Genomic DNA, 13,968 nt, shown 5'->3' with positions numbered 1-13,968 from the left:
ATGTTTCACCTGCCAGGCGTTAAAGTCTGTGTCGGTGTCGACGAACCAATGCCGCGGCGGCGGTCTAAACTGCCGCTTTCCAGCGTCCATCACTCAAGGAAACAGCCCTGTGAAATCCGTTTTCGCCCTGCTTTCTCTCCTGGCCCTGCCGGTCATGGCTGCCGAGCCGACCCTCTACGGGCGCTACGAGTACATCAAGCTGCCGGAAATCGGCGAGACCCTGAAGGCCAAGATGGACACCGGTGCCCTGACCGCTTCGCTGTCGGCCCGTGATATCGAGACCTTTACCCGCGATGGCGAGGACTGGGTGCGTTTTCGCCTTGCCACCAAGGACGCGAGCAACAAGGTCTACGAGCACAAGGTAGCGCGGATCAGCAAGATCAAGACCCGCTCTGAAGAAGACGACGATGGCGAGGGCGCCGATCCGAGCAAGCGCCCGGTGGTTGATCTGGAACTGTGCCTGGGTAACGTCAAGCGCACGGTAGAGGTCAACCTGACCGACCGCAGCAGCTTCAACTACCCGCTGCTGATCGGCGCCAAGGCCCTGCGCGAGTTTGGTGCGGCCGTGAACCCGGCCCGGCGCTATACCGCTGACAAACCGGACTGCTGATTGACGGGCCTGCGCGGGTCCGGCACCGTTGCGCGATTGTTTGCCAGTGCTCGGACGCCATGCCCCATATCCTGATTGTCGAAGACGAAGCGGCGATTGCCGATACCCTGGTCTATGCCTTGCAGGGCGAAGGGTTCACCACCACCTGGCTCAACCTGGGAGGTGCGGCATTGGTGCACCAGCAGGCTACGCCCGCGGACCTGCTGATCCTCGATATCGGCCTGCCGGATATCAGCGGTTTCGAGGTGTGCCGGCAACTGCGTCGTTTCAGTGAAGTGCCGGTGCTGTTTCTCAGCGCCCGGGACGCTGAAATCGACCGGGTGGTGGGTTTGGAAATCGGGGCCGACGACTATGTGGTCAAGCCGTTCAGCCCCCGGGAGATTGCGGCGCGGGTCCGGGCGATTCTCAAGCGCGTGCAACCTGCAGTGGCGGTTGTGGCGGGCGCAGGGCCGTTTCTGCTCGACCTGGAGCGCATGCAGATCCGCTATCGCGACCAGCCCCTGAGCCTGACCCGCCACGAATTTCGGCTCTTGCAATGCCTGCTGGAACAGCCCGAGCGGGTCTTTAGTCGCGAGCAGTTGCTCGGTGCCGTGGGCGTCGCTGCCGACGCCGGCTATGAGCGCAGTATCGACAGCCATATCAAGAGCCTGCGGGCCAAGTTGCGGCAGGTGGCGGCGCAGGCTGAGCCGATCCAGACCCACCGGGGCCTGGGCTATAGCTACAGCCCGGGACACAGCTGATGCCGCTGGGGCTGCGGATCTTCCTGGTGTACTTCCTGTTTGTCGGCCTGACCGGCTTTTTTGTGCTCAACACCGTGATGGAAGAGATCCGCCCGGGTGTGCGCCAGTCTACCGAGGAAACCCTGGTGGACACGGCTAACCTGCTGGCCGAGATCCTGCGCGACGACGTCAAGGCCGGCACCCTGGGCCAGAGCCGTCTGCCCGAGCTGCTCAAGGCTTATGGCGAGCGCCGTCCGGCGGCGACGATCTGGGGGCTGGCGAAAAACCAGGTCAACCATCGCATCTATGTCACCGACGCCAGGGGCATTGTCCTGCTCGATTCCAGCGAACTGGCGGTGGGCCAGGATTACTCGCGCTGGAACGATGTCTACCTGACCCTGAGGGGCGAGTATGGCGCGCGTTCGAGCCGCAGCGTGGCCGATGATCCGAACTCCTCGGTGATGCATGTCGGTGCGCCGATTACCGACCAGGGGCGGATCATCGGCGTGGTCACGGTGGCCAAGCCCAACAGCTCGTTGCAGCCCTATGTGGACCGGACCGAGCGGCGCCTGCTGTGGTACGGCGCCGGTTTGATCGGCCTCGGCCTGCTGTTCGGGGCGTTGCTGTCGTGGTGGTTGAGTGCATCGTTGCGGCGCCTGACCGCCTATGCCCAGGCCGTCAGCGAAGGCCGTCGGGCCGAGCTGCCGCATTACCGTGGCGGTGAGCTGGAACAACTGGCCACGGCCGTCGAGCAGATGCGTACGCAGTTGGAGGGCAAGGCCTATGTCGAGCGCTATGTGCATACCCTGACCCATGAACTGAAAAGCCCGCTGGCGGCGATTCGTGGTGCTGCCGAATTGCTCCAGGCCGAGATGCCGAGCGCGCAGCGCCAGCGCTTTGTCGGCAATATCGACAGTGAAAGTACGCGGATGCAGCAGTTGATCGAACGCTTGCTGAACCTGGCCCAAGTCGAGCAGCGTCAGGGGCTGGAAGAGGTGGTGGCGGTGCCACTGGCGGCGTTGGTCGATGAGTTGTTGCAGGCCCAGGCGGCACGGATTGAAGGGCGGCGTTTGCAGGTCGAGCAATTGATTCCGGCCTCGCTTCAGGTGATGGGCGAGCCGTTTCTGTTGCGTCAGGCCTTGGCCAATCTGTTGGAAAACGCCTTGGACTTTACTCCGGTCGCGGGCGTTCTGCGTTTGCGCGGGCGCCAGACCCAGGGCTGGATCGAACTGAGCCTGTTCAACCAGGCCGAGGCCATTCCCGACTATGCCCTGGCCCGCCTGAGCGAGCGTTTCTACTCCCTGGCCCGTCCCGATAATGGCCGCAAGAGCACGGGGCTGGGGCTCAATTTTGTCGAGGAAGTGATGAACCTGCATGGCGGCCAACTGCGCATTGGCAATGTCCCAGGCGGCGTCGAGGCCACGCTGGTGTTGCCACACTAGCGCGTATTCTCCACACACTCTCCAAACAATCCCCATCAAGGCTCCACGGGGCTGACCCAGACTCCCTGGCATTCCAACAGGGAGAACCCCCATGAACCGTAGTCTTACCGTGAAACTCGGGGCCATTGGCCTTTTGATTCTGCTCTTGCTAGTACCGTTGCTGATGATCGGCGGCCTGATCGACGACCGCCAAAGCCTGCGCGACGGTGTGCTTGAGGAGATCGCTCGCAGCTCCAGTGCCAGCCAGCAAATCAGTGGGCCGGTGATGGTGCTGCCGTATCGCCAGACCATTCGCGAATGGAAGGCCAATGAAAAGGGCGCCGGGCGACATCTGGAGACTCGGGAGGAAAGCGGCCGGTTGTATTTTCTGCCCGAGCGCTTCGATCTCGATGGCAAGGTCCGCACCGAGCTGCGCGCACGGGGTATCTACGAGGCCCGTCTGTTTCATGCGAGCAACCGTATCAGCGGCCATTTTCAGCTGCCGGCCCAGTACGGTCTCGGCGAGAACTTTGCCGACTACCGTTTCGAGCAGCCATTCCTGGCGGTCGGTATCAGCGATGTCCGTGGCATCGAAAATGCCCTGAGCCTGGAGCTGGGCGAGCAGCGCCTGGCGTTTCTCCCGGGGACGCGCCTGGGCTGGCTGGGCGACGGTGTGCGGGTGGTGCTGCCGGCAACCGCGGCCAAGCCGGGCAGCCGCGTGGATTTCGCGTTTGACCTGGCGTTGCAGGGCACCGGCGCGCTGCAGGTTCTGCCGGTGGGCAAGGCGACCCAGGTCCGTCTGGCGGCCGACTGGCCCCATCCCAGCTTTATCGGCAATTACCTGCCGACCCAGCGGGAGGTGACTGATCAGGGCTTTATCGCCAATTGGCAGACCTCGTTCTTCGCCACCAATCTTGAGGAGGTCATGGCCCATTGCTGGTCGACGAGTCGCTGCGCGGAGTTCAACGGGCGCGGCTTTGGCGTGAGCTTTATCGACCCGGTGGACCAGTACCTCAAGGCCGACCGGGCGATCAAATACGCCTTGTTGTTTATTGTCCTGACCTTTGCCGGCTTCTTTCTTTTCGAAATCCTGAAAAGCCTGGCGGTCCACCCGATCCAGTACGCCCTGGTCGGTGCGGCGCTGGCCTTGTTCTATCTGTTGCTGTTGTCGCTGTCCGAGCACCTGGGCTTTGCCCTGGCCTATCTGTTGTCGGCCAGTGCCTGTGTGTTGCTGATCGGTTTCTATGTCAGCCATGTACTGCGCAGCCTGACCCATGGCCTGGGCTTTGCGGCGGCGCTGGCGGCGTTGTATGGCCTGCTGTACGGGTTGTTGAGTGCCGAGGATTACGCCTTGCTGATGGGCGCATTGCTGCTGTTCTGCCTGCTTGGGGTGTTTATGGTGCTGACGCGTAAGCTCGACTGGTATGGCGTGGGGCTACGCAAGCCGAACGAACCCCTGGACTTCGACCTGGAGGCCGTCCATGAGTAAGTCGGTCGGTTTGCGCGAGGAGCAACGGCTGGGCGCGGCCCTGGCATGGCGCATCGCCCAACTGTTCCCGCCACGGCCTAGGCCGTGGGTTGGGTTGCCAGCAGGGAAGGACGCTGGCTGACTTCCAGGTACCAGGCGGCGAGTTGCGGGCAGCGCTCGCGCCAGGCCAGGTCCGGGTGGCGAAAGTCCAGGTAGCCGAGGGCGCAGGCCAGGCCGATGGCGGCGATATCAAAATGGCTGGCGAGTTCGGCAATGGCCTCGGCTTCGAACACATCCAGGGTCCGGCGGATTTTCTCGCGCTGGTTTTCCAGCCACAGGTCCCAGTGTTTTTCCGGGGCCCGCAGGGCGGTTTCGTAGCGCACCAGGACGGCGGCATCGAGAATGCCGTCGGCCATCGAGGCCAGGGTCAGGCGTCGCCAGCGGGCCGAACCGTCGCGGGGGATCAAGGGGTTGCCGACGTGCTGGTGGTCGAGGTAGTCGAGGATCACCCGGCTGTCGTGCAGGACGCTGCCATTGGCCAGGCGCAGGGCGGGGATCTTGCCCAGGGGGTTGTCGAGGTTGAGCTGGCTGTCGGGATGGACCGGGCTGAGCTGGCTCAATTGCAGGGCGACGCGCTCGGACTGGCCGGTCTCGTGCAGCAACACGCGAACCTTGCGTACGTAGGGCGAGGCGGGGTTGTGGAACAGGGTCATGGTCGCAACGGTCATGGCGCTTCCTCGATGGGCAGTGCGGCTAGCCTAAACCACGCCGCGCCTTGAATGCACCGACCTTGTAGGCATTGCCGCCGGTGGGTTAGCGCCCCAGCAGGCGATACACCCCAAGCCCCGCCGGAATGCCCAGGCCGATCCAGCTCAGGGCATCCCACACGCCATCGCCCAGCAGCGCTGCGAACAATCCCGCCGCACTCAACACGGCAATCGCCAGGGGCGCGGTAAAGACCTTCCAGAAACTCGACTGCCGCGGTCTCATCGCCTGCCCTCCGCTTTGCGCCGCACCCACCAGAGGTACAGGCCGCTACCGAGCACGACGATCGTCAGCCCATCGAGCACTGCCCAGAGTATCTGCATGGGCCGTCCGCCGTAGTCGCCAAAGTGCAGCGGTTGCGACAGCCCCATGGCGTCCATGTACCAGGGCCGCTCGGCGATGGCGGTCACCTGCAGGGTACTGGCGTCGATCAGCACCGGGGTCAGCAGGTGCGACGTCAGGTGGCTGCTGCCCTTCATAAAGACCGCGTAGTGATGTTCGCTGGAAAATCGCGTGCCGGGGAACGCGATAAAGTCCGCGCGCATGCCCGGGGCCGCTTCGCTGGCGATCTCCAGCAGGCGTGTGGCGGGGGCCAGTTGGATCAGCGGCGGGGCGTCTCGATAGGGCTCGACCATGGCGCTGAGGCTGTCATTGCGCCAGGCCTCGATCAGCAGGTCGGCGCAGGCGCTGATCACACCGGTGATGCCGACCACCAGCGCCCAGGTCAGGGTGACCACGCCGATCAGGTTATGCAGATCGAGCCAGCGCAGGCGGGTGGATTTGTCCCGGCGCACGCTGGCGAATTTCAGCCGGCGCATAAAGGGCAAGTACAGCACCGTGCCGGAGATGATCGCCAGCACGAACAGGATGCCCATAAACGCCAGCAGCAGCTTGCCCGCCAGCCCGGCGAACATATCCACATGCAGGCGCAGGATGACCATCATCAACCCGCCATTGGCCGAGGGCATTGGCACCGCTTCACCGGTACGGGCATCGAGCATAAAGGTGTGGGACGAGTTGGGCTCGGTGCCGGCCGTGGCGGCCATGATTGCGACCACGCCGTTGGGGTCGTCGTCATCCCAGCCAAAATACTGCATGACCTCATGGGGCCGATGAGCCTGGGCGGCACTGACCAGTTCCTGCAGATTGAGGCGCGGCGTGTCGGCGGGCATTTCCCGCAGTTGCGGCGCATCGCCGAGCAGGTGCTCGATTTCATGGTGAAAAATCAGCGGCAGGCCGGTCAACGCCAACAGCAGCAGAAAGGCAGTGCAGATCAGGCTGGTCCAGGTATGGATAAACGACCAGCGGCGGATGGTGTGGCTTTTCATGGGAGCTTTCCAGGTCGGCAAACCAGACAGGCAAAACCGGGCTGCGGATCGCCGCAGCCCTTATTTCAACGCCTGGGTGCTAGTGGCTTACCACTTGTAGTTCACGCTGGCGACGACGCTGCGTTCGTCGCCGTAGTAGCACCAGGAGCCGTCGCAGGTGGACAGGTAGTCCTGGTTGAAGAGGTTCTTGGCATCCACGGCGACCGAGGCGCCCTTGAGCGCGTTGCCCAAGCGGCCAAGGTCGTAGTGCACCGAGGCGTCGTAGACGGTGTTGGAGCCGACATGGCCCAGGTAGGTGTTGTTCGCGTCGCCGTAGGTGTCGCCGACATAGCGCACGCCGGCACCGACGCCGAAGCCGTCGAGCGGGCCGTTGCGCCAGGTGTAGTCGGCCCACGCAGTGGCTTGGTTGCGCGGGATCTGCTTCATCCGGTTGCCTTTGCCTTCACCTTCGAGGACTTGCGTGTCGGTGTAGCTGTAGGAGCCGACCAGTTTCAGGCTTTCGGTCACATCTGCCGTGGCTTCCAGTTCCAGGCCGCGCACCTGCACTTCGCCCAACTGGCGGGTGATGTTGTTCTGGGCGAACTTGACGTTCTTCTGGCGCAGGTCGAACACCGCTGCGGTGAAGAGCATCCGCGTGCCCACCGGCTGGAACTTGAGGCCGGCTTCGTACTGACGGCCTTCGGTCGGCTTGAACGACTGGTCGGCGCGGGTCTCGGCGCCCATGGCGGGTTGGAAGGACTCGCTGTAGGACAGGTAAGGGGTAAAGCCGTTGTCGAACACGTAGCTGAGGCCGGCGTTGCCGCTGAAAGCCTGGTCACGCTGGGTCGCCTTGGCGCCGGTCTGGTTGAAGGTGGTGTCGGTGTGGACCCAGTCTTCGCGGCCGCCGAGTGTCAGGCGCCAGTTGTCCAGGGCCATCTGGTCCTGGACATAGAGGCCGGTCTGGGTGGTTTTCTGTCCGTAGTCGTTATAGGTGGTAAAGGCGACGTTGGAGAAGTCCTGGCCGTAGATCGGCCGATTGACGTTGGACGTCGGCGCATTGCCATAGGCGTACTGCCATTTGTAGTGGGTATTGGAGCGCTGGTGGTCCAGGCCCAGTAGCAGGGTGTGGCTCAGGGCGCCGGTCTGGAAGTCGGCCTGGAAGTTGTTGTCCACGGCGAACTGGCTGATGTCTTCATCGATGATGCTGGCGTCGCGGGTCAGGGTGCCATCGGCAGCGACGGTGCTGCTGCCCAGGGACGCGGTGACGCCCTGGAACGCCAGGTCGCTCTTGGTGTAGCGCAGGTTCTGCTTGAACTGCCAGACATCGTTCAGGCGGTGATCGAAGGCATAGCCGAGGGTGTAGTAGGTGCGGTCGTAGAATTCCCAGTCCGGGTCACCCAGGTTCTTGTGGTGGGAAATCTTGCCGAAGGACGACGGTAGCTTGGTGCCCTGGATCGGCAAAAACTGCCCGGTGATGCCGGTGTCGTCACGGGTGTACTGGCTGATAAAGGTTAGGTGCGTGTCGTCGTCGATGTTCCAGGTCAGGCTCGGCGCGATGTTGTAGCGCTTATCCGGGATATGGTCGATGGGCGCGCCGCTGTCGCGCACGGTGCCGCTGACGCGATAGAGAAAGCGCCCTTCATCGTCGACCCGACCGGTGCTGTCGAAGTTGATCTGCTTGTGGTTGTTGCTGCCGGCCTGCAGTTGTACTTCATGGCTGCTTTCGTCCTGGGGCCGGCGGCTGACCATATCGAGCATGCCGCCGGGTGGGGTCTGGCCATAGACCGACGACGAAGGGCCGCGCAGTACGGCGATGCGCTCCAGGTTCCAGGGCTCGATCTTCGGGTTGGCGAACGACCCCCTGGGCAGCGGCAGGCCGTCGAGGAATTGGGTCGGCTCGAAGCCGCGAATACGTAGCCAGTCGGCCCGGGAGTCGGCGCCATAGCCGCTGCTCATCACGCCGGCGGTGTAGCGCAGGGCATCGTTGAGGCTCAGGACCGAGCGGTCGTCCATCTGTTCGCGGGTGATCACGGAGATCGAGCGCGGTGCTTCGACAATCGGCGTATCGGTCTTGCTCCCGGCGGCCGTGCGGGTCGCGGTGTAGCCTTCAACCGGGCCCCAGGCGCTTTCCGCATCGGCGTAGCCGCTGATGTTGGTGGCGGGTAGGGCCATGATGCCTTCGGGAATCGCTTCCAGGCTAAAGGTACCGGCGCTGCTCTGGTTCAGTTGCAAGCCGGTGCCGCGCAAGGCCTGTTGCAGGGCCGTCGGTGCATCGAACTGGCCCTTGACCGGTGCCGAGGATTTACCCGAGGCCAGTGCGGGGTCGAGGGACAGGGCGAGGCCGGCCTGGCTGGCGATCTGATTCAGGGTGGTCGCCAATGAGCCCGCCGGCAGATCGTAGGCGCGGACATGGCTTGCCTGGTCGGCGGCCATCAGGGCAGGGCTGGCCAGCGGCGCGCCGAGGGTGATGGCCAGGGCCAACAGACTGGGGCGTAGCAGGGTGTCGAGCGAGCGGGGCATGGAGTGGCTCCTGAATGGAAACGGTTCTCAATGCCTGTGTGCCGAACGAGAATCGAAAAGTGATAGGGCTGATTGAAAATAATTTAGATTTAGAACGTTGCAGCGTGAGTCTCGTCCTGTTTAGGCGCTGGGTGCGCAGGCTCAGTCGCGTTATTCCAATGCATTAGGCGTAGCCGTTGCCGCGCGGCTCAACCAGGTGGCAACGGCTACTGACGCAGTAGATCGGCTTCGGCCTTGGCGCTTACCGTGGTCCACCAGGACGTGTGCTGTTCGATCCGTACCGGCAGGGTCGGCAGTAACGCGGCCAGTGCCAGGTCGGTATCGTTCAACGGGAAGCTACCCGTGATCCGCAGGTCGGCGACCTGCGGGTCGATGCCCAGGTAGCCCTTGCGATAACGCGCCAACTCACCGATCACCTCGCCCAGGCGTACGTTGTCGACAACCAGCATGCCGCGGGTCCAGGCATCCGCGCCGGCCGTGAGGGCCTGCTGCGAGCCCAGGCCGTCGCGACGGATCAGCACTTGCTGGCCCGCGTTGAACACCTGCTCCCGGGGATGCTCCTGTGCCTGGGCTGCCACGGCCGACTGCAACACGCTCAGGCGCGTGCCGGCCTCTTCGCGCTTGACCAGGAACCGTGTACCCAGGGCTCGCATGGCACCTTCGCGGGTCTCGACGATGAACGGCCGGGCATCGCCATGACCGGTTTCGATCAGGATCTCGCCATCGATCAGCACGATGCGGCGGGTCTTCTCGTCGAACTTCACGTCCACGGCGCTATGGGTATTCAATTCGATCTGTGTGCCGTCGCTCAGGTGCAGGGTGCGTTGTTCACCCGTGGCGGTGCGCTGGTCGGCCAACCAGTAGCCCAGCGGCGCATAGCGATCGCCGACAAACACACCCAGCCCGCAGACCAGCGCGATACTGGCCAGGCCGCTGCCCAACTTGCGCAGGCGCCGGTGCAGCCCTTCGCGGGACTTGATCAGCGCGCTGCGTGCTGGGCCGGCCGCGACGCTGAAGCGCTGGTCAAGCATGCCCAATTGCCGCCAGGCGCGGGCGTGTTCTTCCTGTGCGCCGTACCAGCGGGCGAATTCGGCGTGTTCTGCGGGGCTGCCATTGCCCCCGTCCAGGCACAGTTGCCAGGCAATCGCGGCGTCGAGCACGCAGGCCGAGACCGGTCTGGAGCTGAGCGCACTCATACCGGTTCGCCGTACAGTGCGATGTAGCATTGGCGAATACCCTGGGCCAGGTACTGCCGCACCCTGGGCACGGAAACGCCGAGGCGCTGGGCGATTTCGGCGTGGCTCAGCCCATCCAAACGGTTATAGAGAAAGGCGGCGCGGGCCTTGCTCGACAGTTTGCCGAGCAGGCGATCGATGGCCTTGAGGTCTTCGAGGATCAGGTGCTGCGCTTCGGCCGAGGGCTGCTCGCTTTCGGGGATCAGCATCAGCTCGGCCAGGTAGGCCTGTTCCAGCGCAGCGCGGCGAAAGTAGTCGAACAGCAGGCCACGGGCAATGGCGGCAAGAAAGGCACGCGGCTCGCGCGGGCTCTTGAGTTCTTCGCGGCCCAGCAGGCGCACGAAGGTGTCCTGGCTAAGGTCTTCGGCCCGTTGCGGGCACGCGATATTGCGTCGTAGCCAGCCCAGCAGCCAGCCGCGATGGTCGCGGTACAGCTCACCGACCAACTCGCTGTGGGGGCTTCGGGCTGACGACACGGTAATCACCGATTAGAAGTACTTAAGCTAAAGAGAACTATTCGCGATTGTGTCAGAGGCCCGGGGCGGGTGCAATTGGCGCCGGTCGGACGGTCTCGGCGTGTCGCCCCCCTAGAAAGCGGGCGACTGCTGGCGGCGTTTCCATTGGCTCAGGCGCTGTTGCAGGTTCAGCGGGCTATGGATCTGTTGCTGGCGGGCACGGCTGAACAGGATCAACGCCAGCTCGGCAGTGGCCAGGGCGTCGGCGCTGGCGTGATGACGCTCGCCGACCTGCAGACGGAAGTGGTTGATCCAGTCGTCCAGCCCGGCCTCGCGAAAATGTGCCTGGGGGCAGAGTAACGGGGCGATATCAGCCACATCCAGAAACGTATGTTGCAGGCGATACCCCAGGCTGTCCTTGAGCGCGCGCGTCAGCATGTGCTGATCGAACGGCGCATGGAACGCCAGTAATGGGCTGTCGCCAACAAACTCCATAAAGTCCAGCAGGGCCTCGGCCGGGTCGCAGCCGGCGGCGATGGCGCTAGGCCCCAGGCCGTGGATCAGTACGCTGGGGCTGACCTTTTGCTGGCTGCGATGCAGGGTGCGCTCGAACTGCTGGGCAAAGTCGATGGCGCCGTCCTCGATCACCACGGCGCCGATGGACAGCACCAGGTCGCGATTCAGGTTCAGCCCGCTGGTCTCAAGGTCCACCACCACCCAGCGCTGCTCGCGCAGCGTACGCTCGTCCAATGGTGAGGGCGCTGGCAACTGCTGGACGCGACTTTGCTGCTCGCCATCAAGGCTCGGGCCCTGGGGGCGCAGCCAGGGAAACAGTTTCATAGCTGATACCGCAGGGCCAGGCTGCTTTGCAGGCGTTGGGCCTGGCGCAGGGACTCGCGCAGGATGCGCCGGTCCAGGTGGTTGAGGCTTTCCGGGTCGACCCGGTTGGAGTAGGGCAGGTTTTCCCGGGTTTGTAACTGATGCTGCTGCATGCGGGTCTGCTGGATAAAGTGATAGGCCTCTTCATAGGCGGCGCCGTCGAGGGGTTCGATCACTTCCCGGGCGACCAGTTGGCTGAGGCGCTCCAGGGTGTTGTTGGCTTCCACGCCATTGGCCAGGGCCAGCAGGCGGGCGCCGTCGACAAAGGGTGTCAGGCCCTGGACCTTGAGGTCCAGAGTGGCTTTGTCGCTGCCTTTGCGGGTCAGGACAAACTCGCGGAAACGCCCCACGGGCGGGCGCTGACGCAGGGCGTTCTCAGCCATCATGCGTTGGAACAGACGGTTGTCGCTGACCTGTTCGAGAATGCCCCGACGCAGTTGCTGGCAGCCCTGTTCGTCACCCCAGACCACGCGCAGGTCGAAGTAGATCGTCGAGCCCAACAGATTCTCCGGAGTCGCCTCGCGGATGAAGCCGGCAAAACGTCGGGCCCACTCGGCTCGCGACAGGCAGAGTTCGGGGTTGCCGGCCATGATATTGCCCTTGCACAGCGTAAAGCCGCACAGCGCCAGGCTCTGGTTGATCTGCTGCGCCAGCGGCAGCAGCTTGCCGCGAAGCTCGGCCGCATGGGCGGCATCGCGGGCCTCGAACAGAATGCCGTTGTCTTGGTCAGTGTGCAGGGTTTGCTCGCGGCGGCCCTCACTGCCGAAGCACAACCAACTGAAAGGCACGCCGGGGTCGCCCTTGTCGGCGAGCGTCAGTTCGATGACCCGGCAGACGGTATGGTCGTTGAGCAGGGTGATGATGTGGGTGATCTGGGTCGACGATGCGCCGTGGGCCAGCATGCGTTCGACTAACTGACCGATCTCGCCGCGCAGCGCCACCAGGTTGTCGAGCCGTGGCGCACTGCGGATGGTCCGGGCCAGGTGGACCAGGTCGACCCGTTGCAGGGAAAACAGATCGCGCTCGGAGACCACGCCACACAGGCGACCGTCCTTGACCAGGCAGACGTGGGCGATATGCCGCTCGGTCATGGCCGTGGCGGCATCGAAGGCACTGTGATCCGGCGACAAATGAAACGGCGCCTGGGTCATGTGCTGGGCGATGGTTTGGCTGAAGTCGCTGGTGCCATCGGCGACCACCTGGCGCAGGTCGCGCAAGGTGAAGATGCCGACAGGGGCCTTGTCTTCGTCAACGACGACAATGCTGCCCACCTGTTGGTCGTGCATCAGCTTCACGGCTTCACGCAGGGGGACGAGGGGCGAGCAGGTCACGGGATGGCGCATGGCCAATTCGCCCAGGCGGGTATTGAGCGAATACTGGGTGCCCAGGGTCTCTACGGCCTTTTGCTGGACCTGCTGGTTGACCTGGTCGAGCAGGCTGCTGACCCCGCGCAAGGAGAAATCGCGAAAGCTGCCCGAGAGGGCGAACAGCTTGATGAAGGCGGCCTTGTTCAGTTGCAGGCAGAAGGTGTCCTCGGCCGCCAGGTGTTCGGTGCGGGTAGCCCGTTCGCCCAGTAGTGCGGCCAGGGGGAAGCATTCGCCCTGGGTAATTTCGAAGGTGGTCTCGGTGCCACCGCGGGCGCTGTGGGGCCGTTCACCGACCACGCGGCCCTGCTTGACGATATAGAAGTGCTCCACCGGACCGTCGGCCGGCGTGATGATGCTCTCGCCGGGGGCATAGAAGCGCAGTTGGCACTGCTCCACCAAATAAGCCAGGTGGGCGTTTTCCATCTGATTGAAAGGGGGGAAACGCTGCAGAAACTGCATGGTGCCGTGGATGTTCTGCAACACCGCGGTTTTCCCTGCCTGGGTGAAAGCGTCCTCTTTACTCATGAGCATGACCGCATTGTTTTAGTTGTTTTAGCCATGGTCGGTCGGCTGGGAGCCCGTGCCCATTGGACGTAAGTCTAGGGGCTGGAGAATTCCCATTGATCACTCGGAAAATTCTTCGCTCCGGCCCACTTGGAAAAAATTCCGACGAAGTGCACATTGTCGAAACGAATAGCGATGTCTGACTGCAGTGCTAGGGGATTGTTAATACAACTAGGAATATTGAAGCGCGTATGCCCGACCACGATATTTTGAGCGACGCCGAGCGCGAAGCCTTGAACGAGGTGATGTTGGCGGCGGCATTACCGGCGCAACGGGTGCTGATTGTCGATGACGATCAGGATGCGCGCGAGCTGTTGTCGGAGATCCTCGCCCTGGATGGTATCCACAGCCTGATGGCCGCCAGCGTGGCGGCGGCGCTGGGGTTGCTGGAGTCGAATCGCTCGATCGGGCTGCTGATTACTGACCTGCGCATGTCGCCCAGTGATGGTCTGGAGCTGATTGCCAAGATTCGCGAGTCGGAGCGCGCCGCGCTGCCGATCATCATTATTTCCGGCGACGCGGATGTGCGTGATGCGATTGCTGCGATGCACCTGAGCGTGGTGGATTTCCTGCTCAAGCCGATCAATACCTCGCACCTGCTGACCCTGGTCAAGCGTGAGCTGGGCATGACGCCCTGAGCCAGGCTCAAGCCGCCGTC

General features: G+C 63.5%; 13 protein-coding genes. 5 read left to right on the top strand and 8 right to left on the bottom strand.

Annotated features, from left to right (window positions below; translation table 11 throughout):
• Positions 1 to 109: 109 nt before the first annotated feature.
• The 4 genes from NPS46_RS08525 to creD all read left to right on the top strand — a co-directional run bounded on the left by NPS46_RS08525 (position 110) and on the right by creD (position 4,239).
• A complete protein-coding gene (locus tag NPS46_RS08525) occupies positions 110 to 610 on the top strand; it encodes an ATP-dependent zinc protease family protein (RefSeq protein ID WP_274106141.1) in 501 nt (166 codons plus the stop codon).
• A gap of 59 nt (positions 611 to 669) precedes the next feature.
• The gene (creB, locus tag NPS46_RS08520; RefSeq protein ID WP_274106139.1) at positions 670 to 1,350 is read left to right on the top strand and encodes a two-component system response regulator CreB; all 681 of its coding nucleotides are present in this window, start codon (positions 670 to 672) and stop codon (positions 1,348 to 1,350) included.
• On the top strand, positions 1,350 to 2,771 hold the full coding sequence (gene creC, locus NPS46_RS08515; protein WP_274106137.1) for a two-component system sensor histidine kinase CreC: 1,422 nt from the start codon (positions 1,350 to 1,352) through the stop codon (positions 2,769 to 2,771). Before creB ends, creC begins: the two co-directional genes overlap by 1 nt.
• Before the next feature lie 91 nt (positions 2,772 to 2,862).
• Positions 2,863 to 4,239: a cell envelope integrity protein CreD gene (gene creD / locus NPS46_RS08510; protein ID WP_274106135.1), complete on the top strand. Its 1,377-nt coding sequence runs from the start codon at positions 2,863 to 2,865 to the stop codon at positions 4,237 to 4,239.
• Positions 4,240 to 4,316: 77 nt separating this feature from the next.
• On the opposite strand, the gene NPS46_RS08505 is transcribed toward creD, so the two are convergent.
• From NPS46_RS08505 to NPS46_RS08470, 8 genes are all read right to left on the bottom strand, one after another.
• Positions 4,317 to 4,946: a glutathione S-transferase gene (locus NPS46_RS08505; protein ID WP_274106133.1), complete on the bottom strand. Its 630-nt coding sequence runs from the start codon at positions 4,944 to 4,946 to the stop codon at positions 4,317 to 4,319.
• Positions 4,947 to 5,031: 85 nt separating this feature from the next.
• Positions 5,032 to 5,208, bottom strand: coding sequence for a hypothetical protein (locus NPS46_RS08500; RefSeq protein WP_274106131.1), 177 nt, complete (start codon positions 5,206 to 5,208; stop codon positions 5,032 to 5,034).
• Entirely contained in the window at positions 5,205 to 6,311 is a 1,107-nt protein-coding gene (locus NPS46_RS08495; protein WP_274106129.1) for a PepSY-associated TM helix domain-containing protein, read from the bottom strand. The genes NPS46_RS08500 and NPS46_RS08495 overlap by 4 nt, the downstream gene beginning before the upstream one ends.
• An 87-nt stretch (positions 6,312 to 6,398) precedes the next feature.
• Positions 6,399 to 8,810 (bottom strand): TonB-dependent siderophore receptor, encoded by a 2,412-nt coding sequence (locus tag NPS46_RS08490; protein WP_274106127.1) that lies wholly within the window; start codon positions 8,808 to 8,810, stop codon positions 6,399 to 6,401.
• Between the two features lie 206 nt (positions 8,811 to 9,016).
• On the bottom strand, positions 9,017 to 10,006 hold the full coding sequence (locus NPS46_RS08485; protein WP_274106125.1) for a FecR domain-containing protein: 990 nt from the start codon (positions 10,004 to 10,006) through the stop codon (positions 9,017 to 9,019).
• On the bottom strand, positions 10,003 to 10,521 hold the full coding sequence (locus NPS46_RS08480; protein WP_274106123.1) for an RNA polymerase sigma factor: 519 nt from the start codon (positions 10,519 to 10,521) through the stop codon (positions 10,003 to 10,005). Before NPS46_RS08480 ends, NPS46_RS08485 begins: the two co-directional genes overlap by 4 nt.
• 111 nt (positions 10,522 to 10,632) lie before the next feature.
• Positions 10,633 to 11,340, bottom strand: a complete 708-nt coding sequence (locus NPS46_RS08475) for a 3'-5' exonuclease (RefSeq protein WP_274106121.1) — start codon at positions 11,338 to 11,340, stop codon at positions 10,633 to 10,635.
• Positions 11,337 to 13,277: a putative nucleotidyltransferase substrate binding domain-containing protein gene (locus NPS46_RS08470; RefSeq protein ID WP_274106119.1), complete on the bottom strand. Its 1,941-nt coding sequence runs from the start codon at positions 13,275 to 13,277 to the stop codon at positions 11,337 to 11,339. Before NPS46_RS08470 ends, NPS46_RS08475 begins: the two co-directional genes overlap by 4 nt.
• A gap of 224 nt (positions 13,278 to 13,501) precedes the next feature.
• Between NPS46_RS08470 and NPS46_RS08465 the strand changes: the two genes are divergently transcribed.
• On the top strand, positions 13,502 to 13,948 hold the full coding sequence (locus NPS46_RS08465) for a response regulator (protein WP_274106117.1): 447 nt from the start codon (positions 13,502 to 13,504) through the stop codon (positions 13,946 to 13,948).
• Positions 13,949 to 13,968: the final 20 nt, after the last annotated feature.

Origin of the sequence: Pseudomonas putida, from assembly GCF_028682395.1 — a bacterium.
GTDB lineage: Bacteria > Pseudomonadota > Gammaproteobacteria > Pseudomonadales > Pseudomonadaceae > Aquipseudomonas > Aquipseudomonas putida_AB.
The sequence above is the reverse complement of the archived record's forward strand: the minus strand, read 5'-3'. Positions and strand labels throughout refer to the sequence as shown.